Consider the following 26,054-nt stretch of genomic DNA (forward strand, 5'->3'; position numbering starts at 1 on the left):
TTCTCCTTATTGTAGCTTTTATTACTTCTGTTTTCGCACAAAAACTAACTTGGGATATTTATATTTTCCATTATCGATTTCTTCAACTTCCTGTTCCAAAAGATTGTATAAGCTGTCACGGCGGGTAGAATAGTCATAGGCTAGAACAAGTTTTTCAAATTCTTCATCGGAGTGAACCGTATCTGCAGTCACTAGCATCTTTCCATCCATCATACGTTCCGAAATAAATACTTCAATCTCCTTTTTGCTGTAGCGGTTCTTTATTTTATTAAGCTTCAGTATTTCGTCCTTTGATAATTCCTGATCCTCTATGTCCGGCTCCAGATGCTCTGTGAAATTCCGTCTCGGTTTCCTCCGTTTGTATAAAGACTTTTCCGTAATCACGGTGAGTTGTGAAAGGTTCATCCTCTCACCGATTTGTATAATTTTCGTATCAGCGTTTTCCGCTTCCGAGAGAAGATTTAAGAGCTGCATCAGCAATCCTTTCACATTATCCTCTTCATTCAAAAGATAATTCAGCCGGGTGACCGTAGCCCTCACATACTTGGAGTGCTCTTTATCCATATTCGCGATTCGGTGCTCAATATCGTCAAAGCCTCGCTCAATTAAGTCCAGGATCTCAATGATGTCCCCTTCATCCATGGTATTTGCATTGCGTCGACATACTTGAATGATCCATTCAATATCTTCCCGCATATCGCCCAACCATTTTTTGATATCTGTTTTGTAGAGATAAAAATTATCCGAGGTCTTTAAAATATGGTACTTTTTCTTTACGATCTCTTCTACATAACCTTCCAGATGTTCTTTTAACAGCTCCCCATAAAATTTTTGTTCCAATAAACTGGAAAAAAATTTATCCATGTTATGAAGCATATCCTGCAGAGTCTTATTTAATTTTCTTGTATTAATCAGTGCTGTGTTCAACAAACTTACATTGGCTCTTGCGTCATTTTTAAAGGAAAATAGTATGGCATAGATATTCTGAATATATACTTGAGTGGCATCGTCTTCGTCGCTGGATAACTGCACAAAGGCATCTACAAATATCGCCGCGTAATCCGGGATAACAATATTTATAGTCATCGAGCTGTAGTCATCAACTTTTCGCAACCACTGCGTTTGAAGCAACCAGTTCAAGATTCTAGTCGCTGGTGGCTCCAACGAATCCAGAACCGCCTCCGCTTCGTCTTCATATATGGAGATCTTCTTCTGAGAAAAATAATCACTCAAAATCTGAATACAAATATCCTTACTCAGAAAATAATTGCTGAACTGGTACTCCTCATTAATCCTCAGCAAGGCCTCTATATAGACAACTCGATTTTTCGATCGGAATAAACTCCAAAAAATATCCGGTATTTCTTTCAGTAATTTCATGGTTACCTCTTTTGCTAGACATTTTTGTATATAGGCATCTTTTCATTTTCACAATGTCAGTGATAAGCCGAAAAAGATTGATCTTAAAAAAACATAACGAGTAAGACTCTTCACTTAAAAACATTCGACATAGTTCTCATTTCCCCTTCCAAAAGAACTAAATTTCTCCATATAAAAACCTCCAGAAATTTTTCCAGAGGCTCGTTGTTTTCTTTAAATGCTTCATTGATTATCTATCTATAACAAACCGTCAACTCCACCCGATTCCCTTCCCTATCATACACAATCCGCTCCACTAGCTTCTTCAACGCCCGATTCTTCTCTTCACTTGTAACTGAACCGCTCCACAACTCCCTAAACTCACCTATCCGCTCATATATCTGCTCCACAGTCGGATAATTACCTTCATCTACTACAACCTTCCGTAAATTCTTCAACTCTTCCCGCGCTGGGTATGAAAGCTGCTGAACTAGTAGGATTGGTTGAAGATGAACTCAACAAATTAAAAAAACAATAACTAAGTTCAAAAAAACGATCATGCTTACTGAGCATGGTCGCTTTTAGTTTTCGACAATTGCTATTCTTATTCTACAAAAAGTAGCGTTACGCTATCGCCACACTAAAAGATAGTCCTATAGTCATGAATCTGTATGTATTTTCCTTTAAACCTGTTATAAGATGTAATAACGATTAATCTTATGATTTGATGATGAGAGGAAACTAAACAGTATATGCCTTACATTGATCGAAATGGTATGAACATTTATTATGAATATCTTCACTCTAACTCTCTTAACCAACAAATAGACACTATCCTGATTATCCACGGAGCGGGTATGAGTTTACGTTCCTGGGATTTGATTGTTCCTTATTTGCAGCAACACTATCATATTCTTCGCTATGATTTGCGTGGACATGGGTTGAGCGATAAAGGGCCAGACAAATTAGCTTGGAGACTGCTATTCGAAGACACACTTTTTCTTCTAGAGCGGCTCAATATTTCTTCTTTTTTTTCTGTTGGTCATGGAGCAGGAAGCATATGTGCCGTGCTGCTCGGAATTTTCAAACCGAATTTGGTTTTAGGATGCAGCCTGCACTCTATTCCATTATTTTTCCCAAAAAGCACAGCAACTAAGTTCACAGAGCATCGAAGATCGTTAGTTCAAAATGAGTCAATTCAAGGTCTAGCTGATCATATCATTCCAAACATTACTCTCTACGCTTCCAATAGTCCTGAGATACAAAAATTATATAAGGGATTCTATAAGGTTTCACTTGAAACCAATTTTGAGCTTTGGGAAGCTTTTGTAGACATTCATGATGAAATTTTTGTCCAGCTTAAAGGAAATACCAAACCTGTAGTCATCGTTTCAGGTGATCTTGACCCCATTTATCCGACCTATTTATCCGGTTTACAGACTACTTATATTCCGAATTCGCAATGTATGACGATTCTCAATTCATCAAATATGACGTTTTATGACCAGCCTGAAGAAACCTACAAGCAGATTCACCACTTTTTTCAGAATGGCAATGCATCTCCCAAAAGTGAAGATGCGTTTCTTCAAGCACTCCATAGTGAACTATTTGAAAGGTTGGATGAACAAAATCAAGTTACATCTGAGAACATATTAAGAGTCGATTTATTGAATCATTTCCAAGTATTCGTTAATGGGGAGCAAATTGTTGAAGGCTGGAATCAGCGCTACGCCAAGCAAATTCTCAACTATTTGGTCATGAACCCCTCAGTAACAAGAGAACAACTATGTGATGATCTATGGGGTGAGGTCACAGCAGGAAAAGCACGACATAATTTACGGATGTACTTAACGCATCTCCGAAAGCTCATTAAGAATGATGAATACCATTTTCTTAGGTTGGATAAGGAATATATCTACTTGAGTGGGAATATTGAATGTGACTTAACCACATTGCTTAAAGTACTGAATGAGGCTTGGATTGAACGGGATTCCATACATAAGCAACACCTTTGCTCACAAATATTTGAGCAACTAAATAAGAACTCATTTAGAATATTATCCGATAATTGGATATTGAGAGAAAGTGATAAATGGGAAGAAAAATTTTTTACGCTTAGTCAGTTCATGTCTGAGGTCTGCTTGGAGTCAGAGGAATTAAGTAAGGCCATTGAATATATGAAATGGGCAGTTCATTTTCAACCGGATAATGAAGAGATGTTGAAGCAAATTGGGGATTTGTATTTGAGGTATAGTCGATTGGAGCACTTGTAACAAATGAAGTAATTAAAGCAATAAAATATCAATAGAAGGATAGTAAAACTCCCACTCCATTAGCTGTGGGAGTAAATTATGTAAAAGATACAATTCACTTTCCATAAATCGAGGGCGCATGCCCGTAGCATGAATGCGGTGTTGGTGATGGTGCTGGTGCTGGCTTCTTCGATTAACCTAAAAATAAATTGAAATCTTTAAACGCTATTAACTTATTGGGTTTACTACTTCCCATTATCTTGTTAGCGATTTCATAGTATTTTTCTTTAGTGTCATTTGGAAGGTTGTCCCAGAAGTCAGGAGAAATAAAAACATTCTCGATATACATTGCAATAATATTTGATACTGCGATCTTTTGTTGGTCTACTGAAAGAGATAATACTTGATCTTTGATAAACCGATACATTAATTTATCTTTAGTCAAATAGCTCATTAAAACAAATGTACTTCCCGCCTGAGGAAATACAGTAAAAAAGAAAGGTGATAATCGATAGTCAAGCTGATTCACCGTGTTCCCTTCATTATCTTTACTAATAAAGAACATTGAAGTAGACGCAATTCCGTACTCTTCAGGCCAACTAATTAAATCCGTTGTTATTCGATCAAATCTTTCGTTATCTAAATTAGTATTCATCATTGTTTTTAATTTATCAATGTATTTCAAATGATTATTATATAAATTATACCTTTCACCTAATCTGGTTTGAAATTTACTTGGGTCATCATTTAATCTAGCTTCAATTAATTGATAAGAACTGAATCTTTCATAGTATCCAAGTGCAAATGCTCTATATGCAAAAAGAAAATTATGTTTAATATTCATCGGTTCGTAATTGAATTGCTCTATGGGATTAAAAATCTTCGAATCATGATGATTACAAAATCCAGTAAAGGTTGATGCCTTCTTTCTTCCTATTTCACGCAACTTAAACTTACCCTTACCTAAATTTATTTTAGAGAAATCGACCGCCATCACCATTCCATTCCTTGCCAATTTGTTAAGAATACCATTATTCTGTATTGAGTGTGCATCACTTATTTCTTCACAATGTTCGTCTTTATGAATACATTCTGAAAATAATGTGTCATTTCTCATTCTGTTTATTTTTTTGTTTATTTCAATTTCACGCTTCATGGGAATTATCACTCCTTCTACGATTTCAGCACTTTCGCCTAACTTTGTATTCACGAACTTCATGAAATTCCCAGCTTCATCTCAATATTCAAATGTAATTCGGCTAAACGGCTTGATGAACTATAGTTCTATTATACTATTAAATGGAAGAATATAACGATTACTAAAATCATATACTTTCAAACAAAAAACTCCCGCCAGTACCATCGGCAGAAGTTTCTAAAATAATTGATTCACACGAACATCCCATCAATGACAAGTCGAATACCCCATACGGAGAGAAATTAGTTTTTTTTGTTTCTTTTACCTAAATCCCCCTCACTTCAAGCGTACCAACTCTTCTTACAACTTAAAGTTTCGGAGCGGCTTTCCGTACCGTACCAAAACATGCCATAAGAGTTTTAATTCTTGAAGTACTTCTTTTTCGGTTCCTCGGTCCCGCCATGCTGAAGGATCATGCTTTAAGTGCATAGCAGCAGATCCAATCATGCTCGCATCAATATAACCGTGATGAGCAATACGCTTAGCCAAGGAGGGCATCGTAGGCCCTCTAAAATCTGAAGGCACTTCGTCTACCCACATCGCGAATCCCATGTGCCAATAGAGTTGGATGGCATACTGTAAACATATTTGCTCCAGGACTTGCCCTGTTGGAGTACCCTTGAATGAAGGATCGGCAACTAAGATTTCCACATCTTCCTTTAGACGGATGTTTCCATGAACTTGCGCTTCAATATAGTGGTTAAGATTACGTTTAGCTTCACACTTTGAAGGGTCTGTAAACGGCATTGTGAGGTTGACCCGAAGATGGTCGACTAATTTTTGTGATTGAAGATCTTTTTCCCCTAGAGCGGAATCTCTTAAGAAAATCTCCTCTAGTAATGCCGCCATCATATCATCAAATTCTGCATATGTCCCTTTCTGTACAGGGTTTTGATGCGAATCCATATAGGTGTATGTACTGCGATAAGAAACCTCAGGGGACAGGAGGAAATAGCAGGAGCCAAAGCGCGGAGCTGGCCCATCCGAATGAAGCATCAAATCAAGAGCGCCATATTTAGGGCGTTCGCTATTCGAAGCACCCTCTTGTTGGTATGCCCCTCCAAATAGTCTTTCCTCCCACAAATCACGTGGACCACCAGAATAGGCTGATACACTACCACTGGATAACAAGGTCTCAAATTGGCTCTTGTACACGCCTTGCTCCAATAGCGCCTCTGCAACACTTTTCTTTACCGGATCTAGTCGATCTGGATGGAAATGTAGAGCAATCTTCGCCTGTGACTTTATTTTGACCACAGCATCTTCAAACTCTTCCCGATCCACATTAGACATTTGAAGAATTTCATGGATAGTCTGAACTGCTTCACTTTTTCGAGTTCGCGCGTAATTCGTAACATATTCTAAAGCCGATAATTGTGACTCCGATAGTTCCTCAGTGAACTGAGACTCTCTTATTTTATTGGCATTTGCATCGCCTTTCCACTCCATTGCTTATTCACTCCTTTCTAGACCCAGTCCATAAGAAAAGAGACTTGAGTTCTCCTCTCACTGTATCAAACGCTTCTTCACTTGAAACTTCATATCCTTGCAACCGCGGATTCCGATAACTTTACGTGGATCTGGAATGATATAAATTCAAGATCGAATGGTGATGGCTTGAACATCGTATGCGCGTTATGCGTAATCTTCCTTTTTCGCAGGAGTAATCAACTCGATTTGCTCGTAAGGTGCGGGACTCAAAACAAATACCATTCAGTTAACCGTCAGTGTCACAACCACTCAACCATTATTAGAGCGTCTCAGCCAATTTCTGAATCTTTGAGTGAGAAATTAAATATACATTGCCTATAATGTCGATTTTGCTGTCCTTCACACGTACAGCACCATCTTTGTCTGCCGCCACATAAATATCCATTTTATTCGATAAAGGGAAACGCTCCTCAATCATCGCGGTGTTATCATGATCAAAATGAGCTTCAAAAGAAAAGTGATTAAGAGCCATACCTTCACAAACAGTGCATTCATCCACATATTCATCAGACATGTTCATCCCACCAGCACTTGTTCCCATTACAACAGCATTGCTTTTTTTAATCAAATCCGATAATTCATATTCCGTCAAAAGGTGCTTTTGGTCCCGAGCGGTTCCACCACATAAAAAAACGACAGAGGCGTTTTGAATTAATCGCTGGGCATCTTCCTTCTGCGTGCGGTCATCAATGAAATGATATTCATCAAAATAAATGTTAGCCTGATTAAACCATGTCCTTTCAAAAACACTATCAATATTAACTTGTTCATCACTAAAATCAGACGATTCAGCGCTAATCATAACGAGCGATTTTCTGTCTGTTATATCCTCATGCAACACATTGACTAATTTCTCAGAAAAACCCTTATCATAAAACCAATCTAAGTAATAGTGAGTTTTCATCCGTAATTACCTCCATATGTAATATTTAAATTTATCCATTATGTTTATCAAAATCCATAGTGCCAGACAAGATAAAAATGTCTATAGTAATATAAATTTAGAGGCATAATCAAGGTTTTTTATCTGCGCTTGATCCACACTAAGCTTATCCGGAGTGGAAATGGGCCGCGTATTTTTGTTCTGCACCGATTATCTTCATTCCTTTTATACCATGGATATCGTACCATATAATGGAATTCAATAAATCTTACAAATTGATTAAAACAAAAAAATCCCAGCCTCACTAGTTCCTTCGATGAACAGCAAAAAGACTTACTCGAGGTATCGCTCCCTTCAAGTAAGTCTTTATTTCTAAAGTTATAAAGATACTAGTCCCTTAAACGAAAACATACTCCCCATCACCAATCCGAATCGTCTTCTCTTTCAGCTCTAACGAATCCGTTTCAAAAACCACCTGCTTGAATTGGTTCTCGTCTCCTTGCACGAAAGCAAATGATCTATCGCCAATCTTAAGGCTGAAGGTATCATTCTCTGACTTCGTAACAGGCAGTCCGAATATGGTTCCCCAATGGTTGGCTGCAGCTTCAGGATCGGAGACATGAAATACAGCACGGACGATTTCGACTTCTCCCGCAGGATGAGGCTTAATGACTCCAGATGATGTTAATCTTTCCACTCGCTCTGTATCCGTTCCGCTCCATTGAATGATGAATGGATAGACCAGTCCCCCAAAGTCACCAGCAATGGTCATCATCCGCCACTCTATTAATCTGCCCTCGTTATCTAGACGCTTACCATCGATAATTGGAGATAATGATAAGCCTGCTGCTTCCAGGGAAGCCGCTACTTCTTCAATATCATCCGTCCGGATGACTACTCTACTTAGAACTTCATGTTCTGGTAAAAGTTCAACTGCATCTTTCACCACTAGATTATGTTCAGTTGCCTTTGCCAGCTCAAGATTCTCAATGCCCAGAAACTCGAGATAGGTTAGCCCAAAGTAACTTAAGGCATTATAGGTTCCCCAATCTTTATGAGATCCTCCTTTAAAAGCAACCAATCCATGAGCTCCAAAGATCTCAACCGGTTTGGCCAAATCATTGACATAGTGAACTAAATGATCCCATTTCATCGTTGCCATGATTACTTCACTCCCAGCTCAGTAGTACGTTTTACGGCTGCCAGAACACTTCTTTGCAGGCCCGCTGCGAAATCACTGTTGTTTAATTCGTACAAGCCATGCATGCCGACACCGCCAGGTGAATTATTAATATCCAGCAGCTGTCTTGGATGCAGGCCTGTCTGCTGCAGCATTGCTACCGATCCCATCATATTCTCCAATGCAACCTTCCAGGCTTGCTCACGCGGCAGTCCGGCAAGTACACCTGCATCCACGAGAGATTCAATGAAATAATAGATATAGTTAGGACCCGCCACACCAAATCCAGTGAAAACATCCATTAACGCCTCATCCAGATATTGTACTTTTCCAAAGCCAAGTAAGAAATGCTCCACTTGATCACGAGTAGCATAAGCATTTAACGCTACACCACTATATCCATATCCTGTATCGGTTAAAGTATTGGGGATAACCCGGATAATGGACCGTTCAGCTCCAAAATACCCAGCTAATTGATCATTCGTCACACCCGCCACAATCGATACGATAGCGGCAGAAGCTGTAGCGAATTGTTGTACGATTTGACCAAGTGTAGTTAAATCATCCTGTGGACGAACTGCCACTACTATTACATCTGCTGTAGACAGGTTATGCTCTTGTGAACTCTCCGTATCTACACCATATTTGGTATTCAAAAACTGCAGCCGCGCTTCATTAATATCCGATACACTAATTTGATTTACAGACAAGGTGTTATTCGCTATACATGCGCGGATGATCGCTTCCGCCATCTGTCCGCCACCAATAAAATGAATCTTTTCTTTGGTCACTCCGTTCACTTCCTTAATTAATTGTTGTCCCAAGCTTCAGGTAGAATGAAACCATCATATTTTTCTAATCCATGAATATATTCTTCAAACTCTTTGGATTCATAAGCAGCTTTCAAATCTTTAGCCCACTGTGAATTTTCATCCTTTTTATTAACCGATACGATAATTCTGTGTTCCATAGGTGTGTTTTCTATTTTCAAAGCATCCGTAATCTTTCTGTCCGAATTGGCAATATAATTACCGTTTACAACGCCATAATCAACATCTTGAAGGGAGACAAGGATTTGAGCTGGGTCCAGTATTTTAATATCAATATTATATTTATCCGGTTCCATACTATTAATATTGAAATCCGCTACGCCCGCCCCTTCTTTAATTTTGACCCAACCCAATTCTTCCAGAATACGTAGTGCACGCTCTTGGTTTACCGGATCGTTCGGAACAGCTACGGTTGTACCGTCTTTAACATCGTCTAGCGTGGTATGATTTACAGAATAAAGACCTTGTGGAGCACCTGGAACATAAGCAATTCCGACCATATCTGCATTGATTTCTTCGTTAATAGCCTCCATATAAGCTGTACTTTGGAATATGCTTGCGTCAATGGAGCCTTCCTTCATTGCTGGATTGACCTGCATGTTTTGCGAGAAGGTTTTAATGTCAACGGAATACCCTTGTTTCTCTAGAATCGGTAGAATCGATTGGCGGAATTGTTCCTCATAGGTTCCGACACCAAATCCAACGGTAAGTTTTTTCTTATCTCCAGAATCCCCCGCCTCTTTATTGCCACAAGCCGTCAACACTGCAAGAACACCTATCATCATCACTAACATTAACTTTTTCATACTTACTTCCCCTATTCCAATATAGATTTTTTAAATTGTGCCAACGCCTCATCCGTCACATTGAGTGGGATTGCGCAATTTGGAGATAGAATAAACGGCTGGTCTTTCATTAACTTTAATGCATCTTCAGCCTGCTGCTTGATTTGGGCAATATCGTTTACCGCAAACAACCCATGATCGACTCCCCCCACTTTAGTAGCTTTGAGATTTGCCTCTAACCCTGGATTCCCCTCGGCTATCGTATCCCAACTGATCCCATCAATCCGATAATCGTTGAACTTCTCAGGCTGGGCGTAAGCTCCACAAGTATGAAGAATGTTTTTTCCATAGCTTGCTGCTTCTAACACAATAGAATCATAAGGTCTGGACAGCTCATCAAACATTGCTTCATCAAATAATCCTGGGTGAGCTGTGCCCGTCACTGCGTAGAACAAACCGTCAGAGCCCGCTTGCTGTAACTCTTGTACATAATCGGCTAAAGTTAAGGAAATCGCATGTAGCGCATGGTGTGCTGCCGCTCGATGTTCTTTAAACAAGGATTCCAAAGTTACCGGGTGCTCAATACCAAACACCGTTTTAGTAACGTAAGCAGAACGTCCTACAATAAATAGCAGCACTGTTAATGGTGAAAATACCGTCTGGATTAGTGGGGTATCTGGTAACCCTTGGCGAATTTTTCTAACCGCATCTAAATGCTCTGCCAAAGGGGCTGACTGGACTGCCTTTTTAACGTCGATATCCCACAGACTAGCCGCTGTTGGAATAGCCGTCGTTTGCTGTCTCGGAAATACGGTCTGATAATCCGTAAAATCGTATTGATTCCCCCAAGCTTCCGCCAGATAAGTCGCTCTTGGATTAATCTTGACCCAATCCCAATCATATTTTTTCGTAAAAGAAATCGTAGTTTCTGCTAAATCATCTGCAGTTTGTTCTTTGTCGATAAAATGGCGCCAACCACTTCCGATTGGACGATCCGCCCGTTCTCCTGATAATAATGCGTTAAAACGATCTTGCTTACTCCATTCACTCATCTGTCGAGTCCCTCCCAGAATATGTAGTAACTAGTAACGGCGAATTTTTCTTGCTAGCGTGTTGCCTAAAGATTGAATCCCTTGCACTAAAATAATGAGGATAATCACGGTGGCTACTACGACAACAGTGTCAAAGCGTTGGTATCCATATACGATCGCCAAGTCTCCCACGCCGCCTCCCCCTACCGTTCCAGCCATTGCAGTTGCACCTATCAGACCAATCGTCGCTGTTGTAAGAGACAGGATTAAGGATCCAACCGCCTCTGGCAATAAAAAGTACCAAATGACTTGAAAAGGAGTGGCTCCCATCGCCTCAGCGGCTTCAAGGATTCCCGGATTCACTTCAAGCAGTGAGTTCTCTACCAACCGCCCTATATAAGGTGCGATATAGATAATCAAGGGTACGATCGCTGCGCTTGTCCCAATTGAAGTATGAACAATCAATCGTGTGAAAGGCACAATCGCAACCAGTAAAATAATAAAAGGCAATGAGCGAATGATGTTGATAATCGGATTTAGTACGGCGTAAAGCGCTTTGTTCTCCAAAACCCCACCCGGACGAGTGATGACAAGCAATATCCCAAATGGGATCCCAATCAGGGAGCCAACAAACAAGGAGAACCCTACCATTTGAATTGTTTCTATAATCGCCTGCAGAAATTGATCACCTGTTACTGTGGTCGAAAACATTAGATTCTACCTCCTCTACACCGACTCCATTTCTTGTTAAGAAAGATAATGCATTGTTAATCTCTGCTGCCTCACCATCGAATTGAATGATCACTGTTCCCAGTGTTGTTTCTTGAATTTCCGTCGTATTCGCAAATAAAATATTGACCTTTATATCGCAGGAGCGAATCATTTCAAACAGGATAGGCTCGGAGGCACTTGCTCCCACAAAATTAAGCTTGTACAGCTGACTTCCGGGTTCTGTTTTGATAGATTTCCGCACGCTAGAGGTCATGCTATTTTGAATAACCGTCTTCACGAAATTTTGCGTGGTCAGATGTTTTGGACTTCCGAATACATCTAGAACGCTTCCTTGCTCAATAATCCGGCCTTCTTCCATGACCGCTACCTTGTTACAAATCTCTTGAATCACGGACATTTCATGTGTAATGATCATCACGGTAATGTTGTATTCAGCATTGATTTTTTTTAATAGCTGTAAGATAGAATGTGTGGTCTGTGGATCTAAGGCAGAGGTCGCTTCGTCACATAAAAGGATAGACGGATTCGAGGCAAGCGCTCTGGCAATCCCGACACGTTGCTTCTGACCACCTGATAACTCACTCGGGTAACTCCCCGCTTTGTCACTTAATCCAACAAACTCTAGCAGCTCCATTACCCGTTGGCGGATTTCATTTTTATTCTTTTTTAGGAGAACTAGAGGGATCGCCACATTATCAAAAACTTTTTTAGATTCTAATAGATTAAAATGTTGAAAAATCATTCCGATATTTTTCTTAGCGGTACGCAACTCTTTATCGTTGTATGTTCCCAAATCACGTCCAGCGACCATAACTTGTCCTTTGGTGGGTCTTTCCAAATAATTGACTAAACGAATTAATGTACTTTTCCCAGCACCGCTATAGCCGATAACCCCAAATATATCGCCTTTTTCGACCTTTAAATCAATCCCTTTAAGAGCATCAATAGTGGTCCCTTTCCGAGTGAACGATTTGTAAACATTCTTTAATTCAATCATTTCCATTCCCCTCAATCATATATAGGATTAAGCTTCCTCTTGCTGCTTCACCAGCGCTTGTTCTGCCAATAAAGCGAAATACTTAGCAGCTGGTAATATCGCAGCTTCATCAACATCGAAACGAGGGTGATGTAAGGGATAGGCTGGACCTGATCCTATATTCACAAAAGCACCCGGTATCTGTTGTAAATAAAAAGAGAAATCTTCTCCACCCATCTGTGGAGGAATATCATGTACTTCATAGCCGAAATCTGAGGCGATCTTTTTGGTAAAGTCCGCCCATTCCCCATGATTTATCGTTGCGGGTGGACCTGGATACCAATGTAACTGTGCCTCTGCCCCAGCTCCCGCAGCAATCCCTTCGATAAGACGAGTCATTTGTATCGGAATATTGCGGCGAATCTCTTCATTGTAAGTTCTTACTGTACCTTCTAATTCGACTTTTTCCGGCAATACATTCCATGTGAAGCCTCCATTAATTCGGGTAACACTTAACACTACTGGTTCCGTGGTGCTGTTTTGACGACTTACGATGGTTTGTAGAGCGGTAATGATTTGAGCCGCAGTTACAATCGTATCCACACCTTTTTCAGGATAAGCAGCATGAGCGCCGACACCTTTTATTGTAATTTCAAACCGGTCAACACCGGCTGTTAAAGCTCCTGTTCTTGTTCCAAAAGCTCCTGTAGGCAAGTCAGGTGAATTATGGAGACCAAATATAGCCGCCACATCCTGGAGTCCTCCCGAGGCTAAGACACTTTCCGCCCCATGCCCTGTTTCTTCCGCGGGTTGAAACAATACTCTAACCTTTCCAGGTAATTCACTTTCACGAGCCTTTAATAATAATGCAGCACCTAAAATAGTAGCCGTGTGAAAATCGTGACCACAGGCATGCATCTTTCCTGGGATCTCTGAGGCAAAGGACAATTCAGTTTGTTCCTCTATGGGAAGTGCATCAATATCACAACGAATGGCCACTATGGGTCCGTGACCCTGCCCGATCTCTGCGATGAGTCCTGTTTGTAAAGGCAAGTCAAGGATGTGAATATTGGCTTGGGTCAGCCATTCCCGTAATTTTGTTGTGGTTTTAAACTCTTCATACGCTAATTCAGGCTCACGATGCAGGTTTCTGCGAACCTCTATTAATTGATTAGCTAAAGTTTGCTCAACCTCATTTAGTGGTTTCATAGCTGATGTACTCCCCTTTCGTTATGCTTCCAGCTTTTCTTCAATCCCTTTGATGCGATCAAGCGCAGTCGATAGACTGCTTAAAATATGATCTTGCATGGCTTTTTCAGCACCATCTTCATTTTTAGCAGCGATCATTTGTAAAATAAGATCATGTTCTTCATCCGCTTGTGTGTTCCAATCCCCATGCATAGAGACGAATCGACAATAACGAAGCGAATGATCTCTTAATTGATTCAGAACCTTCTCGAAGGTTTTAAGTTCACTGATTTCTGATAAATAATCATGGAACTCAAATCCATAAGTAACAAAATTCTGATTATCACCAAGCTGGAACGAGTGTTTCATTTTTGTAATCATCGTCGTTAAATTCACAATATCTTTCTCTGTGGCATGCTTAGCTGCACTTCTTGCAATATAGCCTTCAAGCATGCTGCGAATAAGAAATATTTCTTCAACCTCTTTAAGGGTTACTGAAGCTACCCGCAGTCTTCCATTTGGCTGTCGAACCAGAAAATCCTCGTTCTCCAGTCTCTGTATCGCCTCTCTTAGAGGTGTGCGGCTGACTCCGAGCAAGGCCGCCAAATTTTCTTCATTTACAGGTTGATTCGGTTCAAACTCGCTATCAATAATTTTTTGTTTTAATTCATAGTAGGTATTATCCTTTGATAACCTTCGTGATCGTATCGCCATTTCTATACTGCTCCTCATCGATAATCTATGGGGTCCGAACCCCAATAATATATTTGTATAATTGTATACAATTATTAGTTAAGGATTGATTAGTTAGTTACATTCCCTTCCATACCGTTCAAGCTTTTTTATACTATATTCCAATTATTCCACCTAGTCAAGTAGGAATTAAAAATCAACCTAATCCCCTCTTTTCAACACAAAAAAACCCTACAACTCCCAGGGGTCGTAGAGCTATTTTTGGATATATAAATTTCAGAATTAGAAAGAAATAATTCCCGAGGTATGCAGCAGCACTAGGAACACTAGGATCGGCGCCACATAACGGAGCATAAACAGCCAAACACGGAACCAGCGCGCCTGTAGTCCAGCGGCTTCCGCTGCACCTTTCCAGAAATAACCGGCGAAGATGGTAATCAGCAGACCTCCAAGCGGCAGCATAATGTTAGAGGTGATAAAATCCAGCCCATCAAATAGAGATTTGCCACCAATCGTTAGCTCCGGGAACATTCCCAGTGACATCGCTAAAGGAATACTAAGAAGGAAACAGATCAGCGTCAAAATCCAAACCGAACGTTTCCGGCTCCAATTCCAGCGCTCCATTGTGAAGGATACAGGCACTTCAAGCAGCGATACAGCTGAGGTTAGAGCAGCAATCGCCAGCAAGATAAAGAACAAACCGCCGAAGAGCGCACCAAAAGGCATAGCCGAGAAAGCGGCTGGCAAAGCGATAAAAATCAGCGAAGGCCCCTGATCAGGAGCAATACCAAATGAGAACGTCGTCGGAAAAATAATTAAGCCTGCGATAAAAGCATATAACAAATCTCCTGCACCGATTGCGATGGCAGCGGTACCCAGCGATTGCTTTTTATCAACATAAGATCCGTAAGTAAGGAGAATCCCCATCCCGAGCGATAATGAAAAGAAAGCATGTCCCAATGCAACTAGCGCAGATTCCGCTGTCAACACTGAAAAGTCCGGTTTTAGGAAAAAGGATACCCCTGCGGATGCACCCGGTAAGGTTACCGCACGAATCATTAACACTACAAGGAGTACGACCATACCAGGAATTAATACTTTGTTAAATTTCTCAATCCCGCCTGATACGCCAAGGATGACTACACCCGCCGTAATCAGAATGGCTATCCCCTGCCAAACGATTGGCATATATCCAGAGACAAACGAATTGAATTCGCCTGCATAATCAGTAGTGCTGAATAGTTGTCCATTAAAAGCAATCATCGAATAGTTCAGCGTCCAGCCAGCAACAATAATATAAAAGGAGAGAATTAGAAACGGCGCAAGCACCTGCAACATTCCAGCTGCAAACCAACTCTTCCCGCCTCCAGCCCGCATAAAAGAGGTCGCCGCACTACCACGCCCGCTGCGTCCGATAGCCAGTTCTGCCAACAGCACCGGTAACCCTATCAGCACTAAACAGACGATGAAAAGAAGGAAAAAAGCTGCCCCCCCATTTTCTCCTGTAATATAAGGAAACTTCCACATATTCCCTAGCCCAACCGAGCTGCCGATGGCGGCAAAAATAAAGCCCGCGGAAGAGAAACGTTCCTCCTTCTCCGAGAGAAGATTTTTGTTACCCTTAATTTGATTCATTATAACGCCCCGTTTTCTTTTTTAGACCTCATTATAGCTTAAGTAACAAAGCACGTCATATGGAAATTTTCTGACTATTCTTATAACTACTCAAATTCTCTGTTTGTAAACGCTTATATTGTTTATTCAGTCACTGAATCTTACGAAGAATTATACTACTAACTCCCCTTTCTCATTATATCCACTAATGTCGTGCCTCATTGCTTCAATGAAACGAATTGTCTATATCCTGACGATATCTTTTAACAAAAAAGGCTCCCACTAAGGGAGCCTTTTCTAAACATTATTTGCGGACAGAGAGAATGAACCTCTCAAGCTTAGCTGTATCGGTTATGCTCCGATTACATTCCTGATTATCCAAACATACGTATTGACCCACAGCAGAAATATTATCCGGCGAAACGTTCACATTCTTGGTCTTAACATAAAAGAATGCAAGCTCTTGATGCCGATTGCAGAACATGCAGTACCCTTTTTTGTGCGTTGGTGTAATTCTACCCTCTATACCAATGAACTGTCCTTCGTACGGATAGATAATGAATAATTTATTACTGGCAATATCTATCCAACTCAAATACGTTATGTTGCGATAGTCGATGAGTTGTAGATCAGGTACTTTCAGTTTCTTATTCTTAGGGAATAGCTTCTGAATCTGCTTCAGCGTAATCGTCGGATATGACTCTAGGTATGGTTCTAATTCACTAAGATATCTCTGGAAATCTTCTGCAGTTTCGAAGGTCGATATTTGTTCCAGCATCTGCTTGTGATTCTCCGTAAGAGAAGGAAATGCCTCAATAATGTTCGTAGCAGCACTATATCTTACAGTCTCCAAGACTCTGCGATCCGCAACGGTTCGCAGGGTATGCAGAACAAATTTCGTTTGTTTCTTAATTAAGTTATATTGATGGTTTCTAATAAATGGTGTACACATCGCTTTTCAGCCCCTTATTTATATTAAAAGTTCATAAGGTGCAAAGCCCATTTATAGAAACGATAAAATTAAGTTGGGCGATATATCCATCCATCGCACCTCACGCAAAGTATCGCCCTATATTAGGCTTTGCGTGAGGAACTTCTAGCTAATGGGCATTTCAACATTAGCACTGTACCACCTCCGAGCATATTTCATGCCAAAAGTATAGCACCGTATTTTAGAAGGCGCAATTCATCTCGGGTGTCTATTTTTCATGCCATACCTACAAAAAAAGGGAGCTACATGGACTAGTCCAGTAACTCCCTCTTTTTTGATTATTCTTTTACAGCGCCCACTACGATCCCTGTTACAAAATAACGTTGCAGGAATGGATAAACCAACAATATTGGTAGCGCACTTATGAAAATCTGTGAAGCCCGTATGGTCCGTTGAGACAAGTTAGCTACAGCTGACGGATCAAGCTTGGACATATCTGCCTGAACGATAATGGTCTGCATAAACGTCGCCAGCGGCAGCTTATCCGAATCTCTGATATAGATTATACCGTCAAAATAAGAGTTCCAATGACCCACCATCATGAATAGAGAAACCGTTGCAATGACTGGTAAGGAGACTGGTAAATATATTTTCAAAAAGGTCTTAAAATGTCCTGCCCCATCAATAAAGGCTGCTTCCTCAAGGTCCTTAGGTACACCACGGAAGAAGTTCAGCAGCAAAATGATGTTAAATACGGCTACCAATCCAGGTAGGATAAGTGCCATCAAAGAATTCATCAGCCCGAGCTTTAGAATCAGGATATATCCCGGAATCAGACCCCCACTGAACAGCATGGTTACGACAAAATACCAAAGATAGATATTACGCGCCCGGAAAACTCTAGTTTCCTTAGAAAGAGCATAGGCTGCAACCGTATTTACTACCAGTGCAAGTGCTGTTCCTAGTATTGTCCGCTCTACCGACACCCACAGGGATGTAAGAAAATTAGTGTTGTTAAAAGTTTTTGCATAGGCCTCCAAAGTAAAGCCAATTGGCCAAAAGGTGACCAATCCAGCATTGGCTGGGGCGGACGCACTAAGAGATACCATGAGTAAGTGATACAATGGCAGCAAGCAGAGCACCGAAAGGATAGTTAGGAGCACATTGTTGAATATGCTAAATATTCGATATGGAAGGGTTTTATGGTACATTTGTTGTCATCCTTTCTAGAAAATTCTGTACCCTGCAAATCTATAGGCAAGTCGGTATGAAATAACGATTAGAATTAAACTAATTGCCGATTTAAAAAGATTAACTGCGGTCGCAAAGCTGAATTGTCCGCTCAGAAGACCTTCTCTGTACACAAAGGTATCAATGATATCCCCTTGTTGATAGATCAAAGGACTATATAGGTTAAATACCTGGTCAAAGTTGGCGTTTAATACATTGCCCAGTGCCAAGGTCGCAATTACAATAGCAATTGGAATAAGTGCTGGTATGGTAATATACATCGTTTGCTTCCAGCGACCTGCCCCATCCACTTCAGCAGCTTCATAAAGTGATGGATTAATGCCGGATAGCGCAGCTAGGAAAATGATCGTGTTGAAACCAAATTCTTTCCAAACATCACTGGCTATGATGGTAAATCGGAACCAGTTGCCGTCCCCTAGAAAAAAGATCGGTTTTATGCCGAAAACGGACGAAATAAACTGATTGACAATCCCTGTTTGTGCTAGGATATCGATCAGAATTCCTGAAAGGGTAACCCAAGACAAGAAATGCGGTAGATAGACGAGTGTTTGAATAGATCTTTTAAGACCCATATTCCTTACCTCATTGAGCAACAAGGCGAATATAAAAGGAATAATCAGGTTCAAAACAATTTTGGAGCAAGCAAAAAACAGTGTATTCCAGGTAATTTGCAGGAAATAATCGTTCTCCCACATGTACCTGAAATGCTTAAGTCCGACCCATTCGGAATCAAAAAATCCTAATGCAGGCTTATAATCCTGAAATGCCATGAGTATTCCTGACATGGGGATATAAGAAAAAATAAAAACCATAATTGCCGCCGGTAATACCATGAAGTGGAGCACCCATGGTTGTTTATAGCCTTTTTTTCTTTTTCTTTTTATACTTGGTTTATTTTCCAGGCCTACCTGCTGTATTGAATTAGCCTCCATAGCTCTCTCCTGTTCCCAAAAAAAATATTTTGTGTGTGATGGGGATCTCTGCTATAAATAGTATCAGGCGTTTCTCAGGTTTGACTATATAACATTGTTAGGCTTGATATGGTTTTATTAGGACATCATCTGGAGGGTACATTTATGAATATTTGGAAGCGCTTTACATCCCTGAGAGAATTAACACAATCCCGGTTTAGTTTGTTTGCCAAAATAAACTGCCTCATCATACTCTTGTTCATCCCCATCATTATCATGTATACCTTTTCAAATAACGTCACCTACGATGTTGTGAGTAAAGAGCTGCAGGTGTCCAATACGAAGCAGCTCACTTTTCTGTCCAGTCAAATTGATTCACGTATTAATCAGATGATGGACTTCACCCTTATCCTTTCTAGAGATCCAAATGTCAGAGCCTTCAACGGATTAAACATTTGGGCTGATCGATATGATCAGATGCAAACCCGGTATGTCATTCAGGAAAAGATGGTGCTTCAATCCGGGGTTGCAGATATTTGGCCTGCCAGATATGCCGTACATTCACAGCAAAATAAAGATGTCATCTCCAACTACAATCGAGCATTTGGGTATGATGAGGATTACTTAAAAAGAAATATGAGTGGAAAATGGACGTATGGCGATCATAGCTTGGAATCTAAAGACGAGCTAAAATCCTTCTACTGGTTCTATACAGATTCCTTAGCTCAGCCGGGGATGTTGACGGGAAGCAACTTGGTGATTGAAGCCAGCTTCAGTTATGAGAATATTCAGAACATGCTGGATACGTACAAGGAAGGTGGACAAGGTGATCCTTTTCTCTATCATAAAGGGAACTCTCCGATTCTGAATCGCAGTGCGGACAAGCAGTTATCTGAAGAACTCATTCGTTACCTGGATAAACACTCACCTGAGAACACTACGCAGGATGTGGTCAAACTCAATGGCAAGAACTACCTGGTCAGCTCTGTGAAGTCCTCCTATTTGGATTGGAATTTAATAGATGTTGTCCCTCTATATCAAATCCTAAAACCCATTTCGCTCAGTCAGGATTTGTTCTATATCTCGATGATTTTGCTGTTTGTTATGGGAATTTCCGCTTCCATATTACTATACAGAAATGTTCAGTACCCTATCAAAAAGCTAATTAAAGGCTTACGGCGCGTGCAGCGTGGAGATTATTCTGTACGTCTTCATAACGAGGGCCGGAACGAGTTTTCGTTTCTATTCCATCGCTTTAATGATATGTCCCATCAAATTCAAGACCTGATAGAGAATGTGTTCAATGAGAAAATCCGTGCCCGCGAAGCTACACTTAAGCAACTGCAGGCGCAAATCAATCCGCATTTCCTCTATAACTGCCTTGGTTATATTATCAATATGGCCCAGATGAAGGATGAGGACGCTGTTGTCTCAATGGCTTATAATTTAAGTGCTTACTATCGTTATACTACCCGAATGGAACGGGAAACCGCGTCACTGGATGAAGAAATCAAGCTGCTCGTCAACTATTTGGATATTCAAAAGCTGCGCAATGCCAGAATTGATTATCATATCGAAATCCCTGAGAACATGTTAAGCCAGTCTGTGCCACGTTTAATGCTTCAGCCTATTGTGGAGAACTCAGTCATTCACGGAGTGGCCAAATCGTATTCATCGGGTGAGATTAGCATTAGTGGTGAAATTTCGAACGGCTTCTGCAAGATTTATATTGATGACGACGGGCCTGGCTTGAATCCGGAGCAGTTAGAAGCTTTGAATCGTAAAATGCAGGAGCCATTGCAGGAAGAAATGGGCTGTGGGCTCTGGAATACGAATCAGCGGATCATGCACCTGTTCGGTAATCAATCCTGTCTAACCTTTAAACCATCCCCTCTTGGAGGTTTCCGAACAGAGATTATCTGGGAAATCCCTACTGAGGATGAATATTCTAAATTTAAGAATCATCAAGGAGAATAACAACATGCAAATGATTATAGTAGACGATGAAGCGCACTGGGTAGATAATCTTGCCATGACTAAACCCTGGCATACGCTAGGAATTGAACAGGTGCATAAAGCGTATTCGGCACGTGAGGCGCTACAAATTATCGATACCAACCCGATTGATATTGTGATCTCGGATATCCAAATGCCCGAAATGACGGGAATTGAATTAATAGAGCGGATAAGAAAACGTGATAAAAAGATTAAATGCATTATTTTATCAGGCCATTCGGAGTTCGATTATGCCAAAAAAGCACTCCAGCATAATGCAGTCGATTATTTGCTTAAGCCACCTACCGATGATGAAATCATCGGTGCAGTCAAAACTGCCATCGAGCAATTGAACACAGAATGGGAACTTATCAGTTCGCTTAAACGAACCCAGTTTACCCTACGGGAAAATCTGCCGCTTTTACGTGGTCAACTGCTGCTTGATGCCTTGCAAGGTCATCAATTTCAAGCTGGCGAATGGGAACGGAAGCTCGTAAATTATGATTTGCCCTTCCATTCTGGCGATTGCGCTTTGATGCTTGTACGCATGGAAGAAGAATTTAGCCATTATAACAATAATGATCAAACCTTAATTGAATATGCCATCATCAATATGGCTGAAGAGATTATGGGTGAATTCATGCAGGTCTGGGGCGTTAAAGAAGAACATGGATATCTTGTGTTTCTGCTTCAGCTTAAAGAGAAAGGATCCGACATCGGCAAAGAAACCATCCTAGAAAAGCTTTCTTTACAGCTTCAGTATAAGGTTAAGCAATTTCTGAAAGGTTCCCTGTCCATAGTAATCACAGAGTGGTTCCAGTTTCCCGAGAAGGTGTCGAGCCGTTTCCGTCAGGCTACAGCTTATTTCCGGCAGATCGTGGGAGACGAGCGCGAATTCGTAATGCGGGTCAGCGAATTTGAACCTTCCACTACCCAAGGACCTTTGGATGCCCTTTACACCCCGCCGACACTAATTCACCTGCTTGAAAGTGGGCATTGGGATGCTGCGGAAGAGAAATTACTCGCTGTCTGCGCGGAGCTGGATGAGAAATGGTCTGAATCGTGGGAGCATTGCATGGAGGCCGGTTTTTTAATCACTGCATCCTTCACGAATCTCGCACACCGAAATGGACATACTCTAGCTAACTTAGTGGGAGACGATCTCGGTTGGTTGCAAAGCGGTGAAGCGTTCTCGACCATCGGTAAACTTAGAAAATGGTCCCTCAGCATCCTGAGCAAATTGAAAGAGGGAACGTCTAACGAAATTAAAGACATCAGGTCTGAATATGTGAAAAAGATTCAAGATTTCACAGACAAAAACCTGCATTTAGATGTTTCATTACGGGTTCTGGCTGACCATGTAAACCTCCATCCGACTCATTTATCAAAAATTTATAAGATTGAAACGGGTGAAGGAATAAGCGATTATATCTCGCGCCTGCGCATGGATCGGGCCTGCCATAAGCTGAAAACCACTTCTAAAAAAGTCTATGAAATCAGCATGGAGATTGGCTATATGGACCCTGCTTATTTTATAAAAGTATTCAAACGACAGTTCGGAGTAACACCGCAGGAATATCGAGACAATAATAAATAGCATGATAGAGTCCTATCGAAACTAAAAATCTCATATAGATGCCATCCCCGACTAGTTGTTAAAGTTACACTTGTAAAGATCATACACAGTAGGGGGAATTAAAGAATGATCAAGTTCAAAAAAATGTGGTCGTTGTTAACGGTCACAGCACTTATCACACTCACAGCCTGCGGCAGTGGCGGCGGAAATAATGAAAACGCCAAACAAAACAATACCACATCGTCTGAGACTAGTTTATCTGAAGCAGATGCTGCTTTTGAAAAAGGTAAATACGATCCACCCATCGAGTTCAGTTCGGTATTGATGCCGAAGAAATATGTTCAAGGCGATACAAAAGAGAACAATGTTCACGATCGCTGGATGCTGGAAACACTGGGCATGAAGCATAAAGATACTTGGTATCCTGCCAATGACGATCAATACAGACAAAAGCTTCAGCTTGCCATTGCTTCTGGCGAAAAGCTGCCTGACTTCGTTTCTGTACCAACCAATGCAGTGTTGACCAATCAACTGATTGATTCCGGTCAGTTCATTGCTATTGATGAGTTGTTTGACAAGTATGCTAATAAAATTCTAAAAGATCATGCTGCAGCACACCCAGAACTTTGGTATCCATTCACAAAAGACGGTAAGAAATACAATATGCCGATCCTTGAATATACCGATAATGACGATACCCTTCTCTGGTTACGGGAAGATTGGATGGAAAAGCTGAACCTTCAAGCTCCAAAAACAATCGCCGATCTTGAGATCATTATGGACAAATTCAAGAACGAAAACCCTGACGGTCTAGCACCTAAAGATGTTTTCCCACTTGCGATTTCTTTGAAAAACAATACAAACACCTGGATGGGCCAACTCGACTGGTTATTCGGTGCTTATGGTACGATTGAGGAACAATGGAATAAAGATGCCGATGGCAATCTAGAATACGGTTCCATTAATCCTGGTGCTAAACAAGCCCTTGCTAAGCTTAGTGAGTGGATGGAAAAAGGTTATATTCACACAGACTCCGCACTTTGGGATGAAGGTAAATCTGCTGAAAGCTGGACAAAAGGCGCCGCAGGTATTCTACCAGGGGCAAACTGGGTTCCAGACTGGCCGGCTCCCGATCTTATGAAAAATGTACCTGGAGCGAAGATCAAAGCTTATCCGGTTCCAGCAGGTCCAGACGGACTCATCGGTACCAAATGGCAGAACTCTGGGGTAAACGCTAGTATCATGATTAACAAAGATGCTAAGCACCCTGAAGCAATTTTCTTATACTACAACTACTTGCTTGATAACCTAGCTAATCCTGCAGCTGGTAGTGAATTTGAATACGGCTTTGCTAAAGGCTACGATTGGGACATGATTGATGGAAAGCCTACTAGTGATAAAGAGAAGATTAAAGACTTCTCCAATGAGTTTCCTTTCTTAACTGGACCGGCTCGTATTCCTGATCTGTTCATGAAGACATTGGTTAAACTTGCTGATGGTGAAACACCTGTAACTCCTTATGAAAAACAAATGGCTGAGTTCCGTAAACCGGAAAACTGGGCCGCTGCAAAAGTTGTTATGTCGCAAATAGACATTCGTAGACAGAACTATTTCACTGGTGCTGCGACACCAACGATGGTATCCAAATGGAATCTGCTTCGTCAATCCGAAATGGAAACCTTCAACAAAATCATTTACGGCAAGCTTCCAGTAGATGCCTTTGACTCCTTTGTTTCCAACTGGAAAGCAAATGGTGGTGACCAAATCACCAAAGAAGTTAACGAATGGTTCAAGTCTGTATCCACCAAATAGACTAAAGTAAATAAAACAAGCCGGAGCGTGTTCCTTACGCTCCGGCTTGTTTTTTTATGAATTCATCATTAACTTTCGCCCGCTAGAATCCCTTTCAAATACCCCGTCAACTCTTTTGCCGCTTGTTCATGAGCTAATGCTCCCGGATGACTTCTTGCCCCTATGGTCTCATCCGTCATATTTGGAAGCTGCAACACTGAAACCTGCTTGTCCCCTGTTTTCTTGCTATAAACATCGACCGCTCGGTAGATCGCCGGCATCATGGGGATACCAAGCATCCCGTATGCCCATACGAGATGTGCATGTTGATTATTTTTTCTAAGCTTCATCAGAAATTTCTCGGCGGCATCGACAAAAGCTTGTATATCATCCTCATGATAGGTCCCGTCTTCATTTAAGCGTTGTTTATGGCTTTCCCCTGTTACCTCATCTTTCCATTCTGGCGATTGAAAAGCGCCCCCATCATTTGTTCCTAGATTAACTACCACAACATCTGGCTGCCAGGATTCAAAAGAGTGTTCTTGAAAAGCTCCTAAAGCTTCGTTTTTTGCTCCAGTTAGAAGACCACAAACCTGTTCATAACCATCAGGGATATTACCGTGCGGATTATTATCCCAGCTAGTAAGGACGCCCCAGCCACTTTGAGAAATAACTCTATATTCTGCATTTAAAGCATCTGCCGTCATGCTAGTATAGTTGTTAATGGCACTAAACCACATTGGAATCCAGTCTTCTTCAGCCTTGGCACCTATACTTCCTTCACCGGATGTTATACTGTCACCTATGAACTCTATCTTGTGGGGTTTGTCCGCAACCGGCAGAAATTTCCCATCCATCTTCACCGCATGTATCTGCAAAGAGCAGCCAGGGTCTCCACTCATTGCCTGCACATCTTTTACAATACGTACATTTTTCACAACACGTTCATTCATGCCTCTAAATACACAAATCCAATACCGGCCTGCTACTAACATTTGTCTGCTAACAGGAACAGAATTGATCAGGATGCTAATCCAAGGTTCATAAACATCATAATCTGCTTCTACTTCAAGCCATAGCTCAGAACTTTTAACATTTAATTCGACCGCACTGCCTGTCCAAAATAACGTTAGTGGAGAAAGTAAACCTGTTGTTCTGCCGTGAATTTTCAGATGTTCGATATCAGCTAATGTATGTACCTTTAAGTTTGTATTCTGCTTCATAAAATCCCTCCTAAATTACCACTAGAATCCTAATCTACACTTCTACTTCACTACTTCTTCAATACTATCTTATAATCCTTTTCCAAATAGCATATAGCATATAGCATATACTCTGCCTCTGGTACAATAAAATTAAATGAGGTCATGAACAAAGGTGGGATTGA

The 26,054-nt window shown here is 41.0% G+C and carries 22 protein-coding genes; 4 read left to right on the plus strand and 18 right to left on the minus strand.

All coding sequences use genetic code 11. From position 1 onward, the window contains the following. Positions 1-21: 21 nt before the first annotated feature. Both MKZ16_RS20095 and MKZ16_RS20100 read right to left on the minus strand, forming a co-directional pair. On the minus strand, positions 22-1,380 hold the full coding sequence (locus tag MKZ16_RS20095) for a Wadjet anti-phage system protein JetA family protein (protein ID WP_076106402.1): 1,359 nt from the start codon (positions 1,378-1,380) through the stop codon (positions 22-24). Between the two features lie 233 nt (positions 1,381-1,613). After that, on the minus strand, positions 1,614-1,817 hold the full coding sequence (locus MKZ16_RS20100) for a hypothetical protein (RefSeq protein ID WP_143759093.1): 204 nt from the start codon (positions 1,815-1,817) through the stop codon (positions 1,614-1,616). 318 nt (positions 1,818-2,135) lie between these two features. Here MKZ16_RS20100 and MKZ16_RS20105 point away from each other — a divergent pair, with 318 nt between their 5' ends. After that, positions 2,136-3,632, plus strand: coding sequence for an alpha/beta hydrolase (locus MKZ16_RS20105; RefSeq protein ID WP_179090035.1), 1,497 nt, complete (start codon positions 2,136-2,138; stop codon positions 3,630-3,632). A 172-nt stretch (positions 3,633-3,804) separates the two neighbouring features. On the opposite strand, the gene MKZ16_RS20110 is transcribed toward MKZ16_RS20105, so the two are convergent. The 15 genes from MKZ16_RS20110 to MKZ16_RS20180 all read right to left on the minus strand — a co-directional run bounded on the left by MKZ16_RS20110 (position 3,805) and on the right by MKZ16_RS20180 (position 19,326). Beyond that, positions 3,805-4,821, minus strand: coding sequence for a hypothetical protein (locus MKZ16_RS20110; RefSeq protein ID WP_339814629.1), 1,017 nt, complete (start codon positions 4,819-4,821; stop codon positions 3,805-3,807). A gap of 288 nt (positions 4,822-5,109) precedes the next feature. Next, on the minus strand, positions 5,110-6,258 hold the full coding sequence (locus MKZ16_RS20115) for a DUF3626 domain-containing protein (RefSeq protein ID WP_076106406.1): 1,149 nt from the start codon (positions 6,256-6,258) through the stop codon (positions 5,110-5,112). 301 nt (positions 6,259-6,559) lie between these two features. Next, positions 6,560-7,204: a Type 1 glutamine amidotransferase-like domain-containing protein gene (locus MKZ16_RS20120; protein ID WP_076106408.1), complete on the minus strand. Its 645-nt coding sequence runs from the start codon at positions 7,202-7,204 to the stop codon at positions 6,560-6,562. 376 nt (positions 7,205-7,580) lie between these two features. Beyond that, positions 7,581-8,345 (minus strand): VOC family protein, encoded by a 765-nt coding sequence (locus tag MKZ16_RS20125; protein WP_076106410.1) that lies wholly within the window; start codon positions 8,343-8,345, stop codon positions 7,581-7,583. A gap of 2 nt (positions 8,346-8,347) precedes the next feature. After that, the gene (gene proC / locus MKZ16_RS20130; protein ID WP_326058289.1) at positions 8,348-9,187 is read right to left on the minus strand and encodes a pyrroline-5-carboxylate reductase; all 840 of its coding nucleotides are present in this window, start codon (positions 9,185-9,187) and stop codon (positions 8,348-8,350) included. Then, positions 9,172-9,999: a MetQ/NlpA family ABC transporter substrate-binding protein gene (locus tag MKZ16_RS20135; protein ID WP_036688665.1), complete on the minus strand. Its 828-nt coding sequence runs from the start codon at positions 9,997-9,999 to the stop codon at positions 9,172-9,174. Before MKZ16_RS20135 ends, proC begins: the two co-directional genes overlap by 16 nt. Before the next feature lie 11 nt (positions 10,000-10,010). After that, entirely contained in the window at positions 10,011-11,030 is a 1,020-nt protein-coding gene (locus MKZ16_RS20140; RefSeq protein WP_036688667.1) for a uroporphyrinogen decarboxylase family protein, read from the minus strand. A 30-nt stretch (positions 11,031-11,060) separates the two neighbouring features. Further along, complete coding sequence (locus MKZ16_RS20145) at positions 11,061-11,720, minus strand: methionine ABC transporter permease (RefSeq protein WP_036688669.1); 660 nt, start codon at positions 11,718-11,720, stop codon at positions 11,061-11,063. Further along, entirely contained in the window at positions 11,695-12,738 is a 1,044-nt protein-coding gene (locus MKZ16_RS20150) for a methionine ABC transporter ATP-binding protein (protein ID WP_036688670.1), read from the minus strand. The genes MKZ16_RS20145 and MKZ16_RS20150 overlap by 26 nt, the downstream gene beginning before the upstream one ends. Before the next feature lie 27 nt (positions 12,739-12,765). Then, the gene (locus MKZ16_RS20155) at positions 12,766-13,926 is read right to left on the minus strand and encodes an amidohydrolase (protein WP_076106414.1); all 1,161 of its coding nucleotides are present in this window, start codon (positions 13,924-13,926) and stop codon (positions 12,766-12,768) included. A 21-nt stretch (positions 13,927-13,947) separates the two neighbouring features. After that, complete coding sequence (locus tag MKZ16_RS20160; protein ID WP_052097124.1) at positions 13,948-14,619, minus strand: GntR family transcriptional regulator; 672 nt, start codon at positions 14,617-14,619, stop codon at positions 13,948-13,950. 261 nt (positions 14,620-14,880) lie between these two features. Beyond that, positions 14,881-16,233, minus strand: coding sequence for a sodium-dependent transporter (locus MKZ16_RS20165; RefSeq protein WP_036688675.1), 1,353 nt, complete (start codon positions 16,231-16,233; stop codon positions 14,881-14,883). A 283-nt stretch (positions 16,234-16,516) separates the two neighbouring features. Beyond that, the gene (locus tag MKZ16_RS20170) at positions 16,517-17,164 is read right to left on the minus strand and encodes an elongation factor G-binding protein (RefSeq protein ID WP_036688678.1); all 648 of its coding nucleotides are present in this window, start codon (positions 17,162-17,164) and stop codon (positions 16,517-16,519) included. Positions 17,165-17,481: 317 nt separating this feature from the next. Then, positions 17,482-18,354: a carbohydrate ABC transporter permease gene (locus tag MKZ16_RS20175; RefSeq protein WP_036688680.1), complete on the minus strand. Its 873-nt coding sequence runs from the start codon at positions 18,352-18,354 to the stop codon at positions 17,482-17,484. A gap of 15 nt (positions 18,355-18,369) precedes the next feature. After that, entirely contained in the window at positions 18,370-19,326 is a 957-nt protein-coding gene (locus tag MKZ16_RS20180; RefSeq protein ID WP_036688682.1) for an ABC transporter permease subunit, read from the minus strand. Positions 19,327-19,470: 144 nt separating this feature from the next. On the opposite strand from MKZ16_RS20180, the gene MKZ16_RS20185 reads away from it, so the two are divergent. From MKZ16_RS20185 to MKZ16_RS20195, 3 genes are all read left to right on the plus strand, one after another. Continuing rightward, positions 19,471-21,282, plus strand: a complete 1,812-nt coding sequence (locus MKZ16_RS20185; protein WP_036688684.1) for a sensor histidine kinase — start codon at positions 19,471-19,473, stop codon at positions 21,280-21,282. Between the two features lie 4 nt (positions 21,283-21,286). Further along, a complete protein-coding gene (locus tag MKZ16_RS20190; RefSeq protein ID WP_036688687.1) occupies positions 21,287-22,897 on the plus strand; it encodes a response regulator in 1,611 nt (536 codons plus the stop codon). A gap of 105 nt (positions 22,898-23,002) precedes the next feature. Beyond that, positions 23,003-24,688 carry an ABC transporter substrate-binding protein gene (locus MKZ16_RS20195; RefSeq protein WP_036688689.1) on the plus strand — a complete coding sequence of 562 codons (1,686 nt, stop codon included), beginning with the start codon at positions 23,003-23,005 and terminating at the stop codon, positions 24,686-24,688. 68 nt (positions 24,689-24,756) lie between these two features. Here MKZ16_RS20195 and MKZ16_RS20200 read toward each other — a convergent pair whose 3' ends face one another. Further along, positions 24,757-25,890 carry an SGNH/GDSL hydrolase family protein gene (locus MKZ16_RS20200; protein ID WP_076106416.1) on the minus strand — a complete coding sequence of 378 codons (1,134 nt, stop codon included), beginning with the start codon at positions 25,888-25,890 and terminating at the stop codon, positions 24,757-24,759. Between the last annotated feature and the right edge of the window lie 164 nt (positions 25,891-26,054).

It is taken from the genome of Paenibacillus sp. FSL R5-0928, assembly GCF_037970385.1.
GTDB lineage: Bacteria > Bacillota > Bacilli > Paenibacillales > Paenibacillaceae > Paenibacillus_AQ > Paenibacillus_AQ odorifer.

Excerpts from the sequence above, each read along its gene's own strand:
- MKZ16_RS20105 (WP_179090035.1), top strand. The coding sequence starts at position 2,136 with ATGAACATTTATTATGAATATCTTCACTCTAACTCTCTTAACCAACAA.
- MKZ16_RS20175 (WP_036688680.1), bottom strand. The coding sequence starts at position 18,354 with ATGTACCATAAAACCCTTCCATATCGAATATTTAGCATATTCAACAAT.
- MKZ16_RS20170 (WP_036688678.1), bottom strand. The coding sequence starts at position 17,164 with ATGTGTACACCATTTATTAGAAACCATCAATATAACTTAATTAAGAAA.
- MKZ16_RS20120 (WP_076106408.1), bottom strand. The coding sequence starts at position 7,204 with ATGAAAACTCACTATTACTTAGATTGGTTTTATGATAAGGGTTTTTCT.
- MKZ16_RS20145 (WP_036688669.1), bottom strand. The coding sequence starts at position 11,720 with ATGTTTTCGACCACAGTAACAGGTGATCAATTTCTGCAGGCGATTATA.
- MKZ16_RS20150 (WP_036688670.1), bottom strand. The coding sequence starts at position 12,738 with ATGATTGAATTAAAGAATGTTTACAAATCGTTCACTCGGAAAGGGACC.
- MKZ16_RS20140 (WP_036688667.1), bottom strand. The coding sequence starts at position 11,030 with ATGAGTGAATGGAGTAAGCAAGATCGTTTTAACGCATTATTATCAGGA.
- MKZ16_RS20195 (WP_036688689.1), top strand. The coding sequence starts at position 23,003 with ATGATCAAGTTCAAAAAAATGTGGTCGTTGTTAACGGTCACAGCACTT.
- MKZ16_RS20180 (WP_036688682.1), bottom strand. The coding sequence starts at position 19,326 with ATGGAGGCTAATTCAATACAGCAGGTAGGCCTGGAAAATAAACCAAGT.
- MKZ16_RS20200 (WP_076106416.1), bottom strand. The coding sequence starts at position 25,890 with ATGAAGCAGAATACAAACTTAAAGGTACATACATTAGCTGATATCGAA.
- MKZ16_RS20135 (WP_036688665.1), bottom strand. The coding sequence starts at position 9,999 with ATGAAAAAGTTAATGTTAGTGATGATGATAGGTGTTCTTGCAGTGTTG.
- MKZ16_RS20160 (WP_052097124.1), bottom strand. The coding sequence starts at position 14,619 with ATGGCGATACGATCACGAAGGTTATCAAAGGATAATACCTACTATGAA.
- MKZ16_RS20155 (WP_076106414.1), bottom strand. The coding sequence starts at position 13,926 with ATGAAACCACTAAATGAGGTTGAGCAAACTTTAGCTAATCAATTAATA.
- MKZ16_RS20115 (WP_076106406.1), bottom strand. The coding sequence starts at position 6,258 with ATGGAGTGGAAAGGCGATGCAAATGCCAATAAAATAAGAGAGTCTCAG.
- MKZ16_RS20125 (WP_076106410.1), bottom strand. The coding sequence starts at position 8,345 with ATGGCAACGATGAAATGGGATCATTTAGTTCACTATGTCAATGATTTG.
- MKZ16_RS20185 (WP_036688684.1), top strand. The coding sequence starts at position 19,471 with ATGAATATTTGGAAGCGCTTTACATCCCTGAGAGAATTAACACAATCC.
- MKZ16_RS20190 (WP_036688687.1), top strand. The coding sequence starts at position 21,287 with ATGCAAATGATTATAGTAGACGATGAAGCGCACTGGGTAGATAATCTT.
- MKZ16_RS20165 (WP_036688675.1), bottom strand. The coding sequence starts at position 16,233 with ATGAATCAAATTAAGGGTAACAAAAATCTTCTCTCGGAGAAGGAGGAA.
- MKZ16_RS20095 (WP_076106402.1), bottom strand. The coding sequence starts at position 1,380 with ATGAAATTACTGAAAGAAATACCGGATATTTTTTGGAGTTTATTCCGA.